10 protein-coding genes are annotated in these 21290 nt (G+C 61.2%); 1 reads left to right on the top strand and 9 read right to left on the bottom strand.

The genetic code is table 11. The features are described from left to right. Positions 1–3: 3 nt before the first annotated feature. From WMO46_RS00265 to WMO46_RS00305, 9 genes are all read right to left on the bottom strand, one after another. The gene (locus tag WMO46_RS00265) at positions 4–570 is read right to left on the bottom strand and encodes a GNAT family N-acetyltransferase (protein WP_019152009.1); all 567 of its coding nucleotides are present in this window, start codon (positions 568–570) and stop codon (positions 4–6) included. Between the two features lie 116 nt (positions 571–686). After that, positions 687–2018, bottom strand: a complete 1332-nt coding sequence (locus WMO46_RS00270; RefSeq protein ID WP_349093557.1) for a hypothetical protein — start codon at positions 2016–2018, stop codon at positions 687–689. Then, positions 2015–5008, bottom strand: coding sequence for a glycoside hydrolase family 2 protein (locus WMO46_RS00275; protein WP_349093558.1), 2994 nt, complete (start codon positions 5006–5008; stop codon positions 2015–2017). Before WMO46_RS00275 ends, WMO46_RS00270 begins: the two co-directional genes overlap by 4 nt. Continuing rightward, the gene (locus WMO46_RS00280; protein WP_349093560.1) at positions 4996–7017 is read right to left on the bottom strand and encodes a glycoside hydrolase family 97 protein; all 2022 of its coding nucleotides are present in this window, start codon (positions 7015–7017) and stop codon (positions 4996–4998) included. The genes WMO46_RS00275 and WMO46_RS00280 overlap by 13 nt, the downstream gene beginning before the upstream one ends. A 12-nt stretch (positions 7018–7029) precedes the next feature. Next, the gene (locus tag WMO46_RS00285; RefSeq protein ID WP_276759926.1) at positions 7030–8397 is read right to left on the bottom strand and encodes a glycoside hydrolase family 88/105 protein; all 1368 of its coding nucleotides are present in this window, start codon (positions 8395–8397) and stop codon (positions 7030–7032) included. Positions 8398–8405: 8 nt separating this feature from the next. Further along, entirely contained in the window at positions 8406–9854 is a 1449-nt protein-coding gene (locus WMO46_RS00290) for a right-handed parallel beta-helix repeat-containing protein (RefSeq protein ID WP_349093562.1), read from the bottom strand. A 51-nt stretch (positions 9855–9905) separates the two neighbouring features. After that, positions 9906–11612 (bottom strand): hypothetical protein, encoded by a 1707-nt coding sequence (locus tag WMO46_RS00295; protein WP_349093564.1) that lies wholly within the window; start codon positions 11610–11612, stop codon positions 9906–9908. A gap of 26 nt (positions 11613–11638) precedes the next feature. Then, entirely contained in the window at positions 11639–13495 is a 1857-nt protein-coding gene (locus WMO46_RS00300; RefSeq protein ID WP_349093565.1) for a RagB/SusD family nutrient uptake outer membrane protein, read from the bottom strand. 28 nt (positions 13496–13523) lie between these two features. Continuing rightward, a complete protein-coding gene (locus WMO46_RS00305) occupies positions 13524–16802 on the bottom strand; it encodes a SusC/RagA family TonB-linked outer membrane protein (RefSeq protein WP_288660384.1) in 3279 nt (1092 codons plus the stop codon). Between the two features lie 240 nt (positions 16803–17042). Here WMO46_RS00305 and WMO46_RS00310 point away from each other — a divergent pair, with 240 nt between their 5' ends. After that, positions 17043–21128, top strand: a complete 4086-nt coding sequence (locus WMO46_RS00310) for a hybrid sensor histidine kinase/response regulator transcription factor (protein ID WP_276759938.1) — start codon at positions 17043–17045, stop codon at positions 21126–21128. The last annotated feature ends 162 nt before the right edge of the window (positions 21129–21290 follow it).

The raw sequence follows: 21290 nt of genomic DNA on the forward strand, positions 1-21290 counted from the left end.
GTTTTACGGCAGCCGGGGCAGCGTCGGGGCTTCATGCTCCGAATAGCGCAGCACCCGTTCCCGCACGAAGTCCGCGAAATCGCGGGCTTCTTCGTTCGTGAGGGGCCCGGGACGGCTCATCAGCACGAGCCGGTGGGCGTGGAACGGCTTCCGGAACGAGGGATGGATATACTCCTGGGGATTTTCGACGAATCCGAGCCGTTGGTAGAAATGCAGGCGCCGGACGGATATTTCGTCCTCCGGAGGGTCGATTTCCAGAATGACGCGCCGGCCCTCCGCGAATGCCGCGAGGGCTTTCGAACCCATGTTCTGCCCGCGCAGACGGGGCGATACGGCCAGATGCTCGACATAGTGGAAATCCCCGGCTTTCCAATGGAAGAGGATGCCGATGAACTCTTCGCCGCGCCAGATGCCGTCGGCTTCGAAATGCGGATCGCCGAACGCACGGTCGTAGCCGGCGGCGTTCCAGCGTTCGCAGTCTGGGAAGGAGATTTCATAGAGGGCCCATGCTTCGTCCCAGCCTTTGTCGGCGCGGGATTTGAAAGGTATGAATTGCAGTCGTTCGGTCATAATCTCGAATTTTCGGCAAGATACGGCAAATTTCGCACAAAATCCAGCCCGGAAGAGATGCGGCTTCCGTCTGCGGGTAAGAAAAACGGATACCGGTCAACCGGTATCCGTTCTTTTTATGGATTCAGCAGGGCCACGGCCAGTTTTTCGAGCCACTCCTCGATTCCCGAATCCGGGATGTCGAGCGGGCGGCGTACCGGTTGGCAGGAGGGGTACCCCTCCGCGTCGTCCTGACTGTCGATCACCCGGCCTGTTCCGGCTTTCGTTTCGTCCGTCAGCCGGCGGTCGATGGCGTCGCGCTGCGCGGGGCGCGCTCCGGCATTCGCCAGCACTGCGGCAGCCGTCTCGGCCGACGGAATAGGTCGGTAGACGGGTGCGGATACGGGGTTTTCGGCGAGGACCGTGACCTGATTGTTGACGATGCGCCGTTTGCGTTCGCCTTTGGTGTCGCCGGCGTTCGGAGTGATCATGTTGTCCTGATGGTAGGCTTCTATCTTGCCGAAGATCATCCAGAAATCGGACGGTGTGTCGGGACCGGGAATCAGCACGTTGCCCACTGCGGCGATCTTGGCCGGGCGCAGGCTGTCGGGATATTCTCTGTATTCATCTTCGGGCCACGAAGCGTGAATGGCGCGCCGCTTGGGATTGTATATCACGTTGTTGGCGATGTATGCCCGGGCATTGGGTTTCAGTAGCGGATTCCGTTCGAGGTTGGAGGCGTAGAGGTTGCCTACGACGGCGATGCGCGAACAGTAGTCGTGGATGAGCGTGCCTTTCGAGTGTTCGCCTTTGGAGTGGGTCGAATTGCTCAGGCATTCAGCGATGATGTTGTTGCTGAAAGTGATGTCGTGCGAGGTCTTGTCCCGTCCTTCGTGGCGGGGACCCGATGCCGAGAGCAGTTCGTCCGTGGCCCAGGTCAGCGAACAGTGGTCTACCACGACGTTCCAGGCTTTCCAGGTGCTCATGCCGTCGGCCTCCCAGCCCGAGCCTTTCATCATGCCTCGGTCGCCGGGGCGGACGCTGATGTGACGGATGAGGATGTCGTGGCTCTGGATGCTCACTTCGCCTTTTATCAGCGTGATTCCCGGAGCCGGAGCCGTCTGGCCCGCGATGTAGAGATAGGGCTCCTGGAGTTTCAGGGTCGCTCCCTCCAGATCGATCACTCCGCCCGTTTCGAAGACTACGATGCGGGGGCCTTTTTGCCGGATGGCCCATGCGAGCGATCCTTCGCCCTCTTTGTCGAGGTTCGTGACGCGGATGATCCGGAAATCGCCGTCGCCGAAAGGCGTGTAACGTTCTGTGCCTCCGGCAAGATAGGCCGCTTCCCCGATCAGTGCGGCGAAAGTTTTCTCCGATGCCGGGGCCGGTAGCTGAGCCGCGGCATCCGGGGCCTTGCAACAGATCAGGGCGGCTGCAAGGAGCGGTAAAAGAATGTTTTTACTCTTCATGGATCGTAGGTTTTAGTTTTTTTCGTATCGGCTGCCGCTGCGAGCAGGTTCACGACCGTTTGCACCGCCGTTGCGTCGTAGCGCACGCCGTAAAGCCCGTCGCTGCCGAATCCGGGGCTCAGACGCCCTTCGGTGAGCAGTTGCGAGACCAGCAGGCGGCCGCGTCCTTCGCCGAACCCGATCGCCACGACCGGACTCTTCGTGAGGTCCTTTCCTGCATTGGCAAGAATTTCAAGGTTTTCGACGAGACCCGTTTTGGCGGCCTCGTACCCGCCCGCAAGGTCCGTGACGGTGATCGGAGCATCGGCGTTCATCACGACGGCCAATGCCGGGGCGTCTTCGATCAGAAACCGCACACGCTCTTTCAGCGCCGCCTCGACGGCCGCGTCGTCGGCTTTGTCCGAGAAGGCATAGAAGCCCTGCAACTCGTAGCCGTAATAATTGCTTCCTTGGGTGATCTGTGCACGGTCGGCTCCGCGTGCCGCCCACTGCTCCAAGAACGAGCGGGCGCTCAATCCTGCGATGCTCATGTCGTAGGCCGGAACGGTCAGTCCGCCGCGGTAGCCGTTCCACATGCCCGAATAGCCGGCGGGCATGTTCTGCCACAGTACGTCGTTGTCCGGGGCCGGGAATTGGAAACTTTCCGGTTCTGCGGCCTCGGTGAAGAGCAGCGTCAGCCCCTTGAACAGTTCGTAACGTTTCGTGCCGGGATTCTCGATCTTGACCACGCCTTGCAGGGGGCCCCATACGCCGTCGCCGTTTTTCCGGGGATAACCTTGCCCCAGGGCGATATCCCCGGCGTCGAGCAGAACCGCCGAGGCGCCCCGTTCGAGAGCCTGCCGGATCGTTTCGCCCACGGCGGTGCCGCCTGCGGCGATATGTTCCCAGCTTTTCCGGCCGAAGAGCAGCAGGTCGGCTTGCGCGGATTCCTGCGTAAGCGCCAGTCCGTTGTCCCGGGCGAAAGCCAGCAGTTCGGATTCGTCCGCCGGAATATAGATCCGCTGTGCGGCGACCTCGGCGGGCACCGTGGTCCGGAACGTGCGGATGTCCCACTTCGATACGACCGGATATTTCACCTGCGCCGTCCGTCCGCGGACCAGTTCCGCACGAAGGATATAGTCGCCCGTGCGGTTCGGCAGCAAGACTGTTTGCGGTTGCGATATACGGGAGTAAGGTCCGAGAGTCCGGTTGACGATGTGTTCGTCGTAGATCTTGCCGTCGGCGTCCTCTACCGTGATGCGCGCCGTCAGCGCGGCCTTTTCGTCCGTATCGTTGAAGAGCCAGAGCGGAAAGCTCACGGTTTGCCCGGGCGTGAAGTTGCGGTCCCAGATCTCGGCGCTCACCGACCGGGGCGACCAGGCCGCCGTCAGGGAATTCCAGACCGGCTTGGGGCGGCCTTCGGCCAGCGGGCCGAGGAACCAGTGGTTGCCGTCTTCCCAACTGCTGGCCACGGGGAACGGTGCGGCTCCTGCCGCGCCGATGCGGCGCCAATATTCGGCGATCCTGCCGTGGGAATACTCCTGTAATTTGAGCCGCATCGCAGGGGTGTGGTTGCGCCCGAGGAAGCGCAGCAGGGTTTCGCGGATGGTGACGTATCCTCCGGGTTCGCCGTCGCCGTCGAGATAGTTGCCGCCGAATTCGTCGGTCATGATCGGCAGGTCGAACTGGTCGTAGCTGTCGTAGAACATGCCGACGTTTTCGAAGATGCTCCACCAGTATTTGTGCAGGTGCAGCACGTCGCGTTCCGAGATCACCAGCTGCGGATAATGCGGCAGGAGTTTGTTCAGGGCATTCCAGACCCGCCCGAGTTCGTCGCCTTCGGTTTCGTTGTAAGGATGATAGATGCAGACCGAAGGGTGTGCGACGGCGGCTTCCAGCCAGCGGCCGTACTGCTCGGTGCAGCTCGCTTCGCTGGCCGGCATGCCGTGGAAGAAGGACCATTCGTACTGTACGGCCAGTCCGTATCGGTCGCAGAGGTCCAGCAGGCGGCGCGGCGGCACTCCCAGGTGGAACCGCAGCAGGTTGGCGCCGTGTTCTTTGAGCCGCAGCACGACATTGTCGCGGAACCACGTGGTGTCGTATCCGAGCCGGGCACCCTCTTCCGTGCGGACCCAGCGGTGCCAGACCACCGTGCTGCCGCGCAGCGGACAGGGACGGTCGTTGAGACGGAACTGTTTGTTCTCGGTGCGGAACTCCTTGATGCCGAACGGCATCGTGCGGCTGTCGCGGGTGTCGAGCCGCAGTTCCATGACATAGAGGTTCGGATGTTCGGGCGACCATTCGCCGAGAATGCCGCCGTAGGCGATGTCGATCGAGTTCTCTCCGGGACGGTATTCGAACGGTTGTTCGAGCATTTTATGTCCGTTCCGGTCGGTTATCGTCAGCGTTCCGCGCCCTTCGCGGAGTTTCCTGCCGGGAAGGGGATCGAGGCGGCAGCCGATGCGGAGCGTCTTTGCCCGGATGTCGGGGAAAAGCACGATGCCGCCGATTGTTGCGTCGTAATGGAAATGGAGATTGACGTCGTCCCACAGTCCCGAGGAGTTGTTCGATCTCCATTGGTCGGCGACGGGGATGTAGGAGGCATCCTCCTGCGGCACGTCGGCAAGCGATTCCAGGGCGATTTCGAGCACGATCCTGCGTCCGGGCCGCACGTCGCGGCTCGTCAGCGGATGCAGGGTCGGGGCCATGCCGCCCTCGGCGCGTGAAACGCTGACACCGTTGACGAAGACCTCGGGCCGGAACCGGGCGCCGCAGAGTTCCAGCGTTGCAGCCGTCCAGCGGCCTTCGGGCAGCGTCACTTCGCGGCGGTACCAAAGGCGGCCGTCGTTTTTCCGCGTGGGGTCCGCGGCGATTCCCGGCACCTCGGCGGTGCGGTCGTAGCGGCGGTCGTCGCCCGCCTCCCAGCGGCCGTTGAGGCTGACGGGCGGAGTCTGTGCGTCGAGCGGCAGAATGCCGCAGAGCAGTAAGAGCGATAGGGTCAGTCGTCGCATGGCGTCTGTCGGTTTATGGGAGTGATGATGGCGGCGAAACCCCCTCCGGGGGCCATCTCCACGGTCAGCTGCCGGGATGTCCCGAGGCGGAATGTTTCGCACTTGTAGTCTTGGGCATAGCGGTCGGCATTCACGCCGTCGCGGAACAGCGTCACGGCATGGTCGCCCTCGCCGAGCATCCCCAGGTCGAGCGTCAGCGTCCGGGCGTTCCAGTCGGTGATCCCGCCGAGGTACCACGTACGGCCTTTGCGGCGTGCCGTGGCGACGTATTCGCCGATGCGTCCCGCCAGCGGGCGGGTCTGGTCCCAGACGGTCGGTACGGAGGCGATGAACCGGGCGCACTCTTCGGCGTCGCGGTATTTCGCGGGGCTGTCGCAGAGCATTGCCAGCGGCGATTCGAAGACGATGTATTCGGCGAGCTGGCGGCAGCGCGTGCCAAGGCTCATCGGTTCCTCGGTGCGGGCCCGGAAGTTTTTCCGGTTCGCGTTGAGCATCGCCCCCTGCGTGTAGTCCATCGGACCGGCGAACTGACGGATGAACGGCACGGTTACGTCGTAAAGGACCGGATCGGCCTCTTCGGGGGAAGTCCATTTGACCCGTTCCAATCCGAAGACACCCTCGAAATTGATCAGGTTCGGATAGGTGCGTTGCAGTCCCGTGGGTTTGTACATGCCGTGTAGGTTGAGCACGAGCCGGTACCGGGCGGCAGTCTCCGCGGCGTGGTAGACGAACTCGACGAGTTCCTGATCGTCGCGGTCGAAGAAGTCGATCTTGAAGCCTTTGACACCCATTGCGGCGTAGTGGCGGCAAATTCCCTCGAAATCCCGGTCGATGGCGGCATATCCCGCCCAGAGTAGTACGCCGACGCCCTTTTCGTTGGCATAGGCCACGACCTCCGGCAGGTCGAGTTCCGGAACGACCTGATAGAGGTCGCCCGTGCCGATGCGCGACCACCCTTCGTCGAGCAGAACGTATTCCAGCCCGTATTCGGCCGCGAAGTCGATATAGTGTTTGTAGGTTTCGGTGTTGATGCCGCTTTTGAAATCGACGCCGTAGACGCCCCAGTCGTTCCACCACTCCCAGGCGGTCTGTCCGGGGCGAATCCATGCGGTGTCGTTCAGACGGCAGGGGGCTCCGAGGCGGTAGACCAGATCGCAGTCGAGCAGTCCGGCATCCTCTGCGACGATGGCTGCCGCACGCCACGGAAAGGTTCGCGCACCCCCGATGCGGGCGATGTAGGGTTCGGTTTCGGTCACGAGGCGCTGGATGTTGTTGTGTCCGCCGGTTCGGGTGGCTTTGGGACAGGGCGGGAAGACGCCCCGCAGCGACGTACCCCGGCCGTCGTGGTTGAGGTACATGCCCGGATAGCTTTCCAGATCGGCTTCGGTGATGCAGACAGCGCGTCCCGAGGGGAGGCGTACCGCCAGCGGCAGGAACATCAGCCGCTGCGGGTCCAGTTCCGAAAGCGCGGCGTGGGTGTAGACATTCTCGAACGAGTTGTTGAACTGTTGTGCGAAAGTTTTTTTGGTTCCCTCGCGGTCGAGCACATAGGGGACGACGGCTTCGTGGTCGGCGGCGAAGTTGAACCGGACGAGTTCGTCGGTCACCGTCCGCGGCGTGTCGTCGAGCGAGAAGAAGCGGTAGGCGACGCCGTCGTCATAGGCCCGGAAATCGACGCCGTAACCGCCTCGGAAGGTCAGCGTCAGCTGTTTGTAACGGTCCCGGACGGAGCTTTTGCGGTAGAGCGGGCTCGGAATCTGCGAATCGGATTCCGAGTAGTTTTTTTTCACGACCTTCGGCTGCACGCCCCATACGGTGCCGTCGGTGAAAGTCATCGCCAGCGGCGAAGGGGTGAAGACGATCTCTCCGGCGGCTTCGACGCGGTAGGTGAGGCTGTCGCCGCACACCACCTCGAGGACGATGCCGCCGTCGGGCGAGGTGAGGCGGTAATCGGCCGCCGAAACCGTCAGAGGTAGCAGCGCAATGGATAGGAATAGTTTTCGGATCATCGGGTTTGCAGGTTATTTGCGGTCGTAGAAGTAGATGGCCGTCGATTGGCGGATATCGAAACCGTCGAGCAGGGCGAGCATTTCGCTGCCCGCCATCAGGACGGGGCCGTAGCCGTGGGCGGTGTAGGGATGCACGTGGCGGTTGTAGTAGTAGGCCGGTTCGTAGCTGACTCCCGTACCCACGCAGACGTTCTCGATCTGCCCGATGTTGTTGATCTGCGTTCCCAGCGCGTTCCATCCCAACAGCGCTGCGGGGCCGTAGGCTTTGGCGTCGAGCCATCCCCGGTTGATGCCGCGGGCGAAGCCGTAGACGAACATCGCCGTTGCCGACGATTCGAGGTAGGAGTCGTTGCGGTCGAGCAGCTGGTGCCAGAGCCCTTCGCCCGACTGGCAGGCGAGAAGCCCTGCACAATGGGCGCGGAAGATTTCCAGCACTTCCCTGCGTCCCGGATGTTCTTCGGGCAGTACATCCAGCAGGTCGCACATTGCCAGCGTCGCCCATCCGTTCGCACGGCCCCAGCAGAGTGCCGGATGCGGGGTCATCGACTCCACCCAACTGTGCATGAAAAGTCCCGGTCCGGCGAGTTGCATGCGGCGGGCGAACTGCACGATCTGCCGCACGGCATCGTCGGCGTATTTCTCATCGCCGGTCGTCCGGTAGGCTTCGCACAATGCCGGGACGCTCATGTAGAGGTCGTCGAGCCAGAGGATGTTCTCATAGGGCTGGTTGCGGGCCACGGTGCCATCCGGCAGACGGTAGAGTTCGTCGGTGATGAAATGCAGGATGCGGTCGGTGTAGGGTTTCAGCGTTTCGCTCTGTCCGCTGCGCATCATCGCGGCACACAATGCGCCGCAATGGTCGAGCACCCGGGGGCGGACGATCTCGTTCACGGGCGACTCCCAGGCGGCGTCCTTGCGCAGCCGGGCATCGGCAACGGGCAGCAGCTGTGCGAGCAGTTCCATACGCCGTGCGACGTAATCCGCGAATGCCCCGTTTCCGGTTGCCCGGGCGGCCTGGAGCATTCCCGAATAGGTCACTCCCCATTCGTAGGAGTAGGGCCGGAAATCGCCTTGCGTGAAGACGAAACGCGCGGGGATGCGCCGCATGTCGGTAACCCGTTCGCCCGTCGCGGCGTCGGCGATGCCGTCGGCCGTCGCACCTTCCAGGTAGTCGAGAATGCGCACCAGTTTTTCGGTCACATCCTCCCGGGCCGGGATCACGTAGGGAAAGTCGTAGTCCGAGTGCACGTTGAACAGCGAGACGCTGGCATCGGTCATGCGCTTGGTATTGTCGAGCGTGAACCGCTCCTGGCGCGGCCAGGGCTGTGCCGAAACGCTGCCTGCCGCGGTGCAAAGAATCAGAAACAGGAGTTTTTTCATCGTTGGTCTTATTGGTTGTATTCGTAAGCTCCCAGGTCGGGGGCGGAGCCGTTGTAAGGGATCGGTTCGCGGGCGAATCCGTCGCCCCGGACGGTTTCGGTGGGGGCACCCCGGTCGATGAAGGCGCTGCCGGCCGCGAGGCGTCCGAAATGTTCCGGCAACGATCCGTCGGCCCCGCGCGGAGCTGCGGCGTCTGCGGCCGAAAGCGATACGAAATCGGCGGGTTTGCCCTTGATGCCGAGGTTCCACGAGTTGTGATCGTCGGCCAGAAGGGTCAGCCCCTTGAATTGGTCCTTGCGGGCGCCGTTCATCGAAATGTTGTTGCGCAATACCCAGCCCGTGCCTTCGGTATTCTCCTTCCAGAACTGGAAATTGATCCCGTTGCCGAACGAGAGGCAGTTCTCGATCCACGCTCCCATCGGGTGGTTGTTCTGATCGAATCCCTTCTTGGCGTTGTCGAACGAAATGCAGTTGCGCAGCAGGTGCGTGCCTTTGGAGTAGGCCCGGCATTCGCGGCCGCTGATATCCAGACACCCGCCGCCCATCTTGAAGCCGTTGCCGTCGCCGGCCCAGACCTCTTCGGTCAGGCTTCCGCCCGTGCGGTCGGCGTACATGTCAACGTGGTCTTCACGATGCCCCGTGTGCCATGCCCAGCAGTCGGTCATCTCCACGGCGTGACCGCATTCGTAGAGGTCCCACGCATCGTCGGAGTTGTTCCAGGCGCGGCAGCCGATGAAACGGTTGCCCCGGCCGCTGCCCTGTTTGACGGCGAATCCGTCGGCATTGGTTCCGGCGGCTGGGACGCCCCCGTTGACGGTCCACCAGTCGAAATTGTTGTACGAATCGCAGTTGACGAAGGTGTTCCAGGCGGCTTTCTCCCCGTCGGGGTTCGGAAGCGGTTCGCCCGGTTTCTCGTGGCCGAAACTCATCGAGAAGCCCGAACCGCCGTTGTGGTGCGCCACGCAGCGGTCGAAAGTGTTGTGCGAGCCGTTGACGATCCGGAATCCTTCGTTGTAGGCTCCGGTGACCTCGATGCCTTGCAGATACCAGTAGCAGCCTTCGCGCAGGACGATGCCTTGCCGCGACCAGACCGCTTCGGTCAGCCCCGAGCATTCGAACACGGGCTTTTCCCCGTTGTAGGCCAGCATGCGGATCGGTTTCGCCTCGGTGCCTATGGCATTGAGCTCCAGTCGTTTGACGAGCGTGTATTCTCCGCCGCGCAGGTAGATGGTCCACCCTTTCGCAGCCTTCTCCACAGCCTGATGGACCGTGCAGGGACGTTCGATCGAGCCGTCGCCGGAGGTCTTGGCGTCGGGGGCTGCGAAGATGACTTTGCCCGGGGCCGGCGTCGGATCTCCGTTGCCGCTCTCGGTCGCGGGAGTGCCGGCGCAGGCGAAAAATAAGCTCAGGACCGCCGCTGCAAGGGCTTGGGTTTGTATGCCGGTAAATCGTTTCATGGCAGGTTTCGGTTGAGGTGCGAGGGCCCGAAAGCCCTCGCACCGGGTTGTTTATTGCCAGCGCGGATCGCCGTTTCCGAAGAAGTTGGCGTAGTCCGTCGTAGGCGTGAAATCGTATTCCGCACGTTTCGGGAAGGTCTGTCCCGACGAGAGGTTCGTGGCCGTTGCGGTGAACTTGCTGTCGAAAGCCGTGTCGGTTGATTTGAAGGTCGCTGTGCAGGTCAGCGTGGCGTTGTTGAACGCCGTGGGGCGAATGTTGCTGTTGTTGGTCCGCACCTCGCCCACGATCGTGTGCGAAAGCGTGATCTCCGCCTTGTCGGCATAGCCGAGGAATTCGAACAGGTAGCGCTGTCCGCCTTTCTTGGTCCCTGTCCATACGCCGTCGGCCATGAGGCCCATGTAGTCGAACGTGCAGTTCGTGACCTCGGCGGTGGGGGCGGCGACCTGATCCTTGATGCCCGTCCAGCAGCGGGCTTCAATCAGTCCGTGATAGAGGTGGTGGAAGGTCGAGTTGCGGATGATGAAGTTCGCGCAGTAGATGTCGTTGGCGTCGGTGCGCCCGCAGAGGTGGAGGAACGAGTTGACATTGTCCACGTCGCGCCCGAGGTCATAGACCAGCAGATTGTCGGCCAGGATGGAGTCGAAGCGGATGCGGGCATCGGCGTGGAAGCCGTAGTCGATCGATGCGAGGCAGCCCTTGGCGTAGTTGCGGATGATGCAGTCGGCGATTTCCAGTCGGCCGACGGCGATGTCGCGGGCGGTGTTCTTCACGTCGAACGAGAACATCGCGTCGTTGGGCTGCACGGAGAGGTCCTCCTGTCCGCCTGAGGGGATGAGTCCCGATACTTCCAGCCCCTCGATCCGCACGAGCGGCATCGACGACGATGTTTCGGTGGTGCCGCCGAGGATGAAACTTTTGAGGTAGAGCCTCGGTTTGGCGCCTCCGGGAGCGGCTTTGACGGTGACGGCTTTCGTCAGGTCGATGGTTTCCGACGAATAATCGTAGGTCTGGCCCGCGGTCAGCAGGACGATGGCGCCTTCGGGAGCCTCTTCGATGACGGTTTTCAGGTCATCTTCGTTCGTGACGAGGATCGCGCCCTCGGGCAGCTGGGGCATCGTGAACCAGACATAGCTGGCCAGTTCGCCGTTGACATAGAACGACGCCTTGTATTTTACGCCTGCTTTGAGGTCCGTGACCACGGCCTGCATCTCCCGGATCTCTTCGTCGCTCAGCACGCGGTGAATGTCCGCCTCTCCGGTGGCTGTGAGGAGGATTTCACGGGCTCCGAGGTCTTCGGTCCACGAAAGTGCGGCCGAAGTGTAGGTCATGTCGGCATAGCCCACCTCGTTGAAGACCGAGCGCATCAGTCCCGTCGTACCTTCCGAATAGAGGTATTTCGAGTTGAGAGCTTCGTTGTCGGCCAGCGCACAGAGGCGGATGTAATAGAGAGTCTCTTCTTCGAGACCCGTGAATACGGCTTCGTAATTCTTTCCGTCGGACGCGGGAATGTCCTGCGTGGCGGCGATTTCGGCGAATTCGGCATCTTCGGAGAGATCGACGCGGTATCCCGCGGCGCCGTAGGAGATGCCCCAGCGGACGACGAGCCCGTTGTCCTGTTTGAAATTTACGAGATCGGTGGGCAGGAACAGCCGCGGATCGTTCCACTCCTGCGACTGGTCGTCCTGACAGGCGATGAAGCCTGCGGCCGTCAGCAGCGCTGCGGCCAGCGTCAGCAGTTTTCGGTATGTTGCTTTCATGTCTTTCTTCGGGTTGGGTTAAATGTCTATCGTTTGCCGTAGCGGTTGACGATCATGCCTTTGCTTTCGGCCACGACATCTTTCGGGTAGGGATAGATGTAGACCATCGGGTCGCGGTTGTAGATTTCGGGTCGCCACCACTGATCGACCGCATCGTTGACGATGTATTCGCTGCCGGACTGGCTGACCATCTCTTTGGCCCAGCCCCTCGTGGAGTAACCCGCGGGTGCCGAGGACATGTTCTGGTCGAGGCCCACGATGTCGAGCGTGCCGTCGTCGAGCAGTTTCCAATAGATGTTGGCCGGGATGTCCTTGTATTTGCCGGTGCCGGTGCGGGCGCCTACGGCCATGTCGATGTGTTTTTGCCGCAGGTCGATGAGGCTTTGGCGGAGGCGGTTCCAACGGATGAGGTCGTATTTGCGGATACCTTCGCCGCAGAACTCCCAGGCGCGCTCCTGTGCGACGGCTTCGAAGAAGTCGTCATGTCCCGTGAGGGCCGCGACGTAGTTATCGACCTTCTCCGCATGGAGTCCGGAGGCGAAGGCACGGCGGCGGACCGTTTTCAGCGCCTCGCGGGCCAGATCGGTGGGGCCGTCGTTGAGTTCGTTCTCGGTCTCGGCCAGCATCAGCAGGGCATCGGTGTAGCGCAGGACCGGGAAGTTGATTCCGGTGTTGATCGTGGCGCCTGCGCCCTGCGGGGTCTTCATGTCGAGCTTCGACCATTTGCCGATGTAGATGTTCTTCCAGTCGGAGATCTTTTGCTCGATGCGGCCCTTCGTGTTGTTCCAGACCCACGTGTAAGGTGTGCAGTTGACGCTGCGGCGCAGGTCGGCACTGTCGAAAGAGTGGAAATAGGGCATCGTCACCATGAACCAGGGGTTGCTGTATCCATAGATGATGCTTGGGCTGTTGTCGATGCGCTGGCCGATGTAGTGGCCCACGTAGCTCGAATAGCTCATGGCCATCGCCACTTCGTAGAGCATGTCGTCGTTCGACGGGAAGACCTTCTGGGCTTCGTTGACGAACACCTGTTTGTAGGAGAGTCCCAGCGAGTGCTTGCCCGATTCGTAGAGTTTGCGGGCATAGGTGTTGGCTATGCGGTAGTATTTTTCGTAGTCGTCCGGGCGGACCATTCGTCCGGGGTCCGAAACGTCGTCGGCGTTGGGACGCAGCGCCCAGCCGCCGCGCGTGAGCGACAAGCGGGCGATGAGCGCCTGCACGGCGCCGCGGTTCATGCGTTCGCAGGCTTCGGCGATCTCCGAGGCGTAGAACATGCCCGGTTCGGCGTCGATCAGATCGTCGATCAGGTAGGCGAGTATCTCGTCACGGTCGGTGGGGGCGATGTAGAAATCGTCGTTGTAGCGGGTTTCGCGCGTCAGGAAAGGCACGTCGCCCCAGTTGCGGACCAGTTCCAGATAGAGCAGCGCGCGCAGGGCCTTGGCTTCGCCGTAGAGCTGGCGGATGGCCGAGGGCGTTTCGGGCGAGGTTGCGCCGAGCAGCGGACCGTTCTCGATGCCCGCGATGCACTCGTTGGCGCTGTTGATGCCCATGTAGAGGTCGGCCCACATCGGGAGCGTTTCGGTATTGGCCGAGGTGAGCGTATAGTCCCACAAGCCTCGGCGGCTGTCCTCGGCCGTGGCGTTGGTTTTGGCGTACTCGATGTCGTTGTTGTAGGGGGCGAAGAGGCTTACCCTTTGGCTGTAAAGCGAGTTGCGCGCCAGAACGGCGTAGATGTTCATCACGGCGCGGTAGGTGTCGCCTTCGGTGCTGAATACCTTCGTGTCGGGCATGGTCGAAGGGGACTCCGTGGAGAGGAAGTCCGCGCAGGAGCAGACGGTGAACAGGAGCCCGAGGGCGGTGATATGTCGGATGGTTCGTTTCATGGTTATGGTATTTTAGCGTTGCCGGAAATCAGAAGGTGAGGTTGACGCCGAAGGCGAACGACCGTGTGCGGGGGTAGGCCGAGTAGTCCACGCCCGGGGTGAGGGGCGAACTGCGGCGCGTATCGACCTCGGGATCGAAGCCCGTGTAGGCCGTCCAGCAGAAGAGGTTCGTGGCGGTGACGTAGATGCGGCATTTCGAGAGCCAGACCTTCTTGGTGATGCGCTGCGGCAGGGTGTAGCCCAGCGTGAGGTTGCTCAGACGCAGGAACGAGCCGTCCTCGATGGCCCACGAGTGGAGAATCGGGTACTGGTAGACCGGGCTCCAAATCGAGGCGTTGACATTCAGCGCCCGCAGAGCCTCCTTGTCGTTGCGCAGGTCGTTGCCGGCGTCGTCGAAGACGCGGAAACGGTGTCGTGAATCCATCTCCGAGCGGAGGTTGTGCCACTGATATTTGCCCGTCGATGTGTTGAAGAGCTTCTGGGCGTTGTAGATGCTGTTGCCGTAGACCCAGTTGAACATCGCCGAGAGGTCGAAGCCTTTGAATGCGGCCGTCAGGCTGAAACCTCCGGTGTGCTTGGGGTTGGCGTTGCCGATCACCGTGCGGTCGGCTTCGGTCACGATGCACGACTCGGGGTCGTTCGGGTCGTATGGGGTGGTCTTTTTGAGTTTGAGCGAACCCACGCGCGGATAGTCGCCCGGATTGCCGTTCGAACCGGTGATGTTCTGGCTGTTGGCCACTCCGGGTTTGAGCACCCAGCCGGGACCGTCCTCATAATCGTCTACGGTATAATATCCGTCGGTGACGTAGCCGTACATCAGACCCACGGGTTCGCCCTCTTTGAGCAGGTAGTCGCGCAGGTTGTTGTTGTTCCAGCCGCTGTCGTAGAATTTCTGCTCTGCACCGTAGAGCTTGTCCACCTTGTTGCGGTTGAAGGCGATGTTGAACGAGGCCGAGAGCTGGAAGTCGCGTTTATCGACGATCACGCCCGTAAGCGAGATTTCCAGACCGCGGTTCGAGGTCTGTCCGACGTTGACCTGCTGTTCGTTGTAACCCGTGTGGAGGGGAATCTTGTTTTTGATGAGCAGGTCGCGCGTCGTGTTCCAATAGAGTTCGACACTACCCGAGAGCCGGTTTTTCAACACTCCGAAATCGACGCCGAGGTTGCGGGTCGCGGTGGTTTCCCACACCAGATCTTCGTTGATGAGCACCGACGAGGAGTTGGTGAGGTAGATGTTGGGTTTGCCGCCGATGCCGGCCACCATGTTCTGCTGTCCGGTGAACATCCCCTTGAACGTGCGGCGCCACATGTCGTTGGCGATGCGGTTGTTGCCCGCTTCGCCGTAGCTGACGCGCAGTTTCAGGTCGTCTATCCATTCGGCCTGTTTGAGGAACGGCTCTTCGGAGATGCGCCAGGCGAAAGCCGCCGAGGGGAAACAACCCCATTGGTTGCCGGGTGCGAATTTCGACGATCCGTCGATGCGCACGGTCGCCGTGACGAGGTATTTGTTGCGGTAGGAGTAGTTCACGCGGCCGAAGAACGACGCCATGGCCACGGGGGTATCTTCGAAAGTGTAAGGATACTCCTGCGACCCGAAGGCCATGTTGGCGAAAATATCGTCGATGGCCATGTCCGCAGGCAGCTGGTAGGATTTCATCTCGCGCAGCGTCGAAGTCTCGCGCATGGCCTCGAATCCGGCCATGACGTTGATGTTGTGCTTTTTGCGGTAGTTCTTGATGTCGTAGGTCAGCGTGTGCGACGTGCGCCAGCGGGGCATGTTCTGCGTGGTGATCTGGGCCACGGGCTGCGATCCGGCCTGCCGCGAGGTGTAGGTCAGCGGGCCGTAGTAACGCTTGGTTTCGTAGTCGCGCGTCAGCATGCCGAAATCGGAGCGCCAGGTGAAGTGCTTGGCGAATTTCCATGTGACGGCACCGTTGACGTTCAGTTCGTTGCGCCGCTGCCGTTTGTAGTCCTGCTTGATGAGCTCCACGGGGTCGTAGAGCTGGCTCTGGGCCTCGATGTTCTCGTCCACCCACGAAATGTCCTGATCCGAGGCGCCGTGTCCGCGTTCGGCTTTGCCGATGGTCGGGCGGTAGCTCACGGCGTTCTTGATCTCGGTCGAGGAGTTGACCGTCGTGCCGGCTCCGTCGATCACCGTATTGGTATAGTAGGCCGACAGGTCGAGCCGCACGTTCTTGAACAGATCGTGGTTCATCTTGAAGTTGAGGTTCGTGCGCCGGTAACCCGATTCGAGCAGCACGCCGTCCTCGTCGAGGTGCGTGGCGCTCAGCGTGAAACGGGTCTTGTTCGTGCCGCCCGCTATCGAGAGGTTATGCGATTGTCCCCAGGCCGTACGGCCGTACATCTCCGACTGGGTGTCGCGGCCGGGCATCCGGCGGTAGATGTCGAAATCGGCCGGTGTGCCGAAGTGGCTGGCGAAGGACTCGGCGTCCTGGCCGCCTTTGAGCGAGGTCAGCTCGTACTGCATCTGTACGAATTCATAGGGTTTCATAACGTCGATCATCTTCGGCACGTATTTCATCTGCGCGAAGGCATTGTAGGAGACCGTCGTTTTGCCGGCTTTGGCCGATTTGGTGGTGATGATGATGACGCCGTTGGCGCCGCGTGCGCCGTAGATGGCTGCCGAGGAGGCGTCCTTCAACACGTCGATCGATTGGATGTCGTTGACCGAAATGTCGGAGATGCGCTCCACGGGGAATCCATCGACGATATAGAGCGGCGAATTGTCCTGCGTGATGGACCCTCCTCCGCGCACGCGTATTTTTACATCTGCGTCGGGCGATCCGTCGGTCGTGGTGATCTGTACGCCGGGCATGCGTCCGGTGAGGGCCTGGGCCATGTTCGAAACGGGAGAATCCGCGAGGACCCGGCCCGAAACGGAGGCTACGGCGCCCGTGAGATCGCGTTTGGCCACCGAGCCGTAGCCGATGACCACGACCTCATCCATCGAAACGACATCCTCTTCGAGGATGATGGTGTAGACGGTTTTTTTCTCCGAAAGGGGCACTTCACGCGGAGCGTATCCGATGAAGGAGACGCTCAGTGCCTTGGCGTCGGCCGGGATTTTCAGATTGAAGACGCCGTTGGCGCCCGTGGTGGTGCCGGTGGTCGTTCCCTTGACCATGACGGTGACGCCGGCCATCGCCTCCCCGGACACGGATTTCACGCTTCCGGTGATGTCGCGCTGCGGCGCTGCGGCCTGCGCATGGACACCTGCCGAAAGAAGGAGCGTCAGCGCCAGGCTTCGCAGTATCCGGCGGACATGCTGGGTAAAGTTTCTTTGCATAGGTTAGCGGGTTTAATGTTTGGTTCGGTTGCGTTTTGCACGGGCGGTTCGGACCCGTAATGCAAAGGTAGCGGACCCTGTCGGGGAAATTTATTCAAATTGTAACATTAAACTGTTCTTTTGTTGCATCGCCGCCGCAGGACGAATCCCGGCCGGGGTCGGAGCTGTTTTCTTCGAAATAAAGATAGTCGTTTTCCCGATATGTTTGTTATTTTTGTCTTGTAAGCCTCGCCTGTAAATATGAAAAACATCTTCTTCGCGGCCCTTTTTGCGGCCTTTCTGACTTCCGCGCCGCTCGCAGCCGGCGAGCTGGCTCCCGATACCGACACCCGGCTCGCGTTCAAGTACCTGAGCGTGAACGACGGTCTGTCGCAGAACTCTGTGACCTCGATTTTGCAGTCCTCCGACGGACGGATGCTCATCGGCACTTACGACGGGCTCAACTTTTTCGACGGCTACGCCATCCGGCCCGTGCGCCATTCGGCCAAACGCCGCGGAGGGTTGGCCAACAACCGTATCGTATGTCTCAGCGAAGCTGCCGACAGCACGATCTGGATCGGGCTCGACGGAGGTGTGATGCGTTACGATCCCGGCACCGACAGCTATACCGATTATGCGGAAAGGCTCCGGGGCGTCGATTTGCGGAAGGTCCGTGCCATCTGCGAAGATTCGGCGGGCGATGTCTGGATCGGCCATGAGAAAGGGGTGGTCGTCGCAAGCCCCGACGGAAAAGGCGATTACTCTTTTGTGGCGGCTGGCGGACTGGAGGCTCTCGATGTCAGCGACATCACCGAAGACGGCCGGGGAAACGTCTGGATCGGCACCTCGCAGGGATTGTACCTTTGCGGCCGCGACGGTCGCAAAAGCCGGGCGGTGCGGCTGATCGGCGGTATTCCGGGCGGTGCGGTGCGTTTCGTGGAGTGCGACCGGTGGGGCGTGCTTTGGGTGAGCCATGACCGGGGTATTTCGGTGAGTACGGACGGTGAACGCTTCACCGACCTCCGGCTGCCGTCGGGCGTCCGTTTCCAGGCGGTCTGCACCGTCCGCGACCGGGAGGATCATCTTTGGGTGGGCTGCGATACGGAGGGCGTTTACTCCCTCGGGTTCGATGCCCAGTATCGGGTGGTTTCGGCGGAACACTATGCCAAGTCCGATTTTTTCGGGCGCATCAGCGATAACGATGTTTCCTGCCTCTGCATCGACCGTTCGGGGGTGCTTTGGGTCGGGACGCGCCGCGGGGTGAACTATGCGCCGACCGCAGCCCCGGAGTTCTATACTTTCAAACCGCTCGTCGGGCGCCGCTACACCGAACTGGGGTATGACGGGAGTCATGTCAACACGCTGTTCATTGATGACCGGGGACGGCTGTGGGCCAATACTTTCAAAGGTTCGACCTACCGTTACGATTTCCGTACGGGCCGTTTGGAGGATCTTGCCGCGGCGGTCACGCGCAATTCCGTGTCGCGCATTCTGCAAACTGCCGGAGGAACTCTCTGGGTAGCCGCCCAGGAGGGGGTCTATCGGTTGGATGAACTGCCCGGAGGCGGTTTCCGGAAACGTCTGCTGCACTTGCCGGGAATTCCCGAAGACGTTTCCCGCCGTTATCGTTATTTCCTCGATCTGTGCGAGGACGGTTGCGGCGACATCTGGATCGCCACGATGGACGGACTGATTCGTTACGATGTCCGCAGCGGGCGCACCGTTACCTATACGGCTGCGCACGGGCTGGCATCGAATTCCGTCTATTCGCTGCTGGCCGATGCGAAAAACGGACTGGTCTGGGCCGGGTCCGCGGAAAGCGGACTTTCGAAAATTCGCTATACGGACTCCGGCTCCGGTATCGAGGTCGAGGTCGTGCGGCAGGATTCCGCGCCGTTCGCCCTGAGCGACAACCATGTCTGGTGTCTGCGTATGACCCGTGACGGAACGCTTTGGGTGGGAACCGACGCCGGACTGAACCGGATGACGGTGGACGGCGGAGAGATCCGTGCGGTGGAGCATATCCACTCGCCGGAGCTCGAAGACGCCAAGATACTGGCCATCACGGAAGACCTCGCCGGCGACCTGTGGCTCAACGGCAGTCAGGGGCTCTATCGCTACCAGCCCGCTACGGGGCGCGTAAAGCGTTATGTGAGCGATGACGGTTTGCAAAGCAATACCTGGACCGAGGGGGCTGCCGTGTCGGACAACGGCTGGCTGTTCGTGGGCGGCATCAACGGCATCAACTATTTCAATCCGTCCGATTTCCGGACCGATCCCTATCCCGGGGAACCGATGTTCACCGGATTGAAGGTGTTCGGGCAGCGGGTCGTACCCGGCGGGGAGTACGACGGACGCGTCCTGCTCCGGGAACCCCTGAACCGGACCCGGAGGCTGGAACTGGGGTATCGGCAGAGTAACTTCACGCTCGAATTCACCTCCGACCAGTATGTCAATCCTGCCAAGAACCTCTTCCGTTATCGGCTGGAAGGATACGACCCCGATTGGACGGTGGTCGGGGCCGGGCAGCGTTTCGCTGCCTACACACGGCTTCCGGCGGGACATTACCGCTTCCGGCTCGCCTCGTCGAACAGCGACGAGGTTTGGAGCGACCGGGAGCGTTCGTTGGAGATCGTCGTGCATCCGGCGCCTTGGGCGACCTGGTGGGCCTATCTGCTCTATGTCTTTGCTGCGGCTGCGGTGGTTTTTGCCGGGATATTCTATCTGGTGTCGCGTCAGCGCTGGCGCCGCAAACTCTTCATGCAGCAGATCGAGCAGGAGAAGACCCGTGAACTTTCCGAAATGAAGCTCAGCTTCTACACGAATATCACCCACGAACTCCGCACGCCGCTGGCGCTCATCACTGCACCGCTCAAAGACCTGGAGGAGCGTACGGACCTCGGCGAATACGTCGGTTTCCGGCTGGGGCTGATTCGCCGGAACGTCAACAAACTGCTGAAACTGATCAACCAGCTGCTTGAAATCCGCAAGGTTTCGGCCCAGAACCTGCCGCTGAAAGTGTCGCGCTACGATCTGGCCTACACTGTCCGTGAGGTGGTGCACTCGTTCGGGAGCATGAGCGAACAGACCGGGATCATGATGCACTTTGAGGCGCCCAAGGAAATTCCGGATGCGTGGTTCGACCGCGATAAGATAGAAAAGGTGCTTCAGAATCTGATCTCCAACGCCTATAAATTCACACCCGAGCAGGGCGATATCCATGTCCGGCTGGCTGTCGAGCAGCACGACCGGGTTCATTATGCCGTGATTGCGGTACAGGATTCCGGGGTCGGCATTCCGGCTGCGGACATGCACCGGATCTTCGACCTTTTTTTTCACGGGACGCCTCTGAACGGTGTGAGCAGCGGCGTGGGACTGTCGTTTTCAAAGGCGCTGATCGAACTCCATGCGGGCGAGATCACGGTCGGCAGCGAGGAGGGCAAGGGCTCTGTTTTCACGGTTCGCTTTCCCATCGACCGCAGTTGTTATTCTGATGAACAGGTTTCCGAGCTCGGCGAATCTCCGCAGTCCCGGACCGGAGAGGAGCCGGCGGAATCCGGGACTGATGGGAGGAAATATCTGGTGCTGATCGTCGAAGACAATGCCGACATGAGCGCTTACATCGAGAGCTGCCTGAAAGAGCATTTCCGGATAGCCGTGGCTCCCGACGGCGGGGCGGGGCTGGCGCTGGCGCAGAAACTGAAACCCGACGTGGTCATCAGCGACCTGATGATGCCCGTGATGGACGGCATCGAGTTCACCCGCCGGATGAAGGAGAATCCCCGCACCAATTTCATCCCGATCATCGTCCACAGCGTCAAGGAGGATCAGCAGTCGATCCGCGAAGCCCTGACCGCCGGGGCTCAGGAGTATATCATCAAGCCGTTCGAAGCCGAGAACCTGATTTTCCGCATCCGCAATCTGCTCAGTTCGCGCGAACACTTCGCCCGTAAGCTCAGAACCGAGACCATTACCGAGCCCACGGCCGTCGAACTGCCTTCGGACGACGAACAGCTGCTGCGCCGTCTGAGCGCCGTAGTGGAGGCCAATATTCAGAACCCGCTTTTCGACATCGAGTATCTGGCGGGCGAACTGCATATGAGCCGTATGCAGCTTTACCGCCGTATGCAGCGCATTGCGGGCGGGCGCACCGTCTCGGAGATCATCCGCGACATCCGCATCAAGCGTGCGGCCCAGCTGCTTGCTTCGGGAGGCATGCGTGTCAGCGAAGTGATGGTCGAGGTGGGGATGAATAACCAGTACCGGTTCACAAAGTATTTTCAGGAGGCTTACGGCATGACCCCGAAGGAATACAGCCAGCTGCATGCTCCGCAGCAGAAGTCCTGACCGGCGGGGCAGATGGACCCGGGGCGTGTCGTGAAGAAGCCGGAGGCGAAAGATTCCGGCCGACCGATTCGGGACTTTGGGGTTCTCGGGATTCCCGGAGAGTGCCGCATTGTCGGGTGACAGGGGCGGTGCATGGCCCGCTTTCGGGTGATTCGTCGCCTC

The sequence above is a fragment of the Alistipes intestinihominis genome, assembly GCF_040095975.1.
Lineage (GTDB): Bacteria > Bacteroidota > Bacteroidia > Bacteroidales > Rikenellaceae > Alistipes > Alistipes senegalensis.

Coding starts and splice junctions, on each gene's coding strand:
- WMO46_RS00285 (WP_276759926.1), bottom strand. CDS start 8,397: ATGAAAAAACTCCTGTTTCTGATTCTTTGCACCGCGGCAGGCAGCGTT.
- WMO46_RS00300 (WP_349093565.1), bottom strand. CDS start 13,495: ATGAAACGAACCATCCGACATATCACCGCCCTCGGGCTCCTGTTCACC.
- WMO46_RS00290 (WP_349093562.1), bottom strand. CDS start 9,854: ATGAAACGATTTACCGGCATACAAACCCAAGCCCTTGCAGCGGCGGTC.
- WMO46_RS00310 (WP_276759938.1), top strand. CDS start 17,043: ATGAAAAACATCTTCTTCGCGGCCCTTTTTGCGGCCTTTCTGACTTCC.
- WMO46_RS00295 (WP_349093564.1), bottom strand. CDS start 11,612: ATGAAAGCAACATACCGAAAACTGCTGACGCTGGCCGCAGCGCTGCTG.
- WMO46_RS00305 (WP_288660384.1), bottom strand. CDS start 16,802: ATGCAAAGAAACTTTACCCAGCATGTCCGCCGGATACTGCGAAGCCTG.
- WMO46_RS00270 (WP_349093557.1), bottom strand. CDS start 2,018: ATGAAGAGTAAAAACATTCTTTTACCGCTCCTTGCAGCCGCCCTGATC.
- WMO46_RS00280 (WP_349093560.1), bottom strand. CDS start 7,017: ATGATCCGAAAACTATTCCTATCCATTGCGCTGCTACCTCTGACGGTT.
- WMO46_RS00275 (WP_349093558.1), bottom strand. CDS start 5,008: ATGCGACGACTGACCCTATCGCTCTTACTGCTCTGCGGCATTCTGCCG.
- WMO46_RS00265 (WP_019152009.1), bottom strand. CDS start 570: ATGACCGAACGACTGCAATTCATACCTTTCAAATCCCGCGCCGACAAA.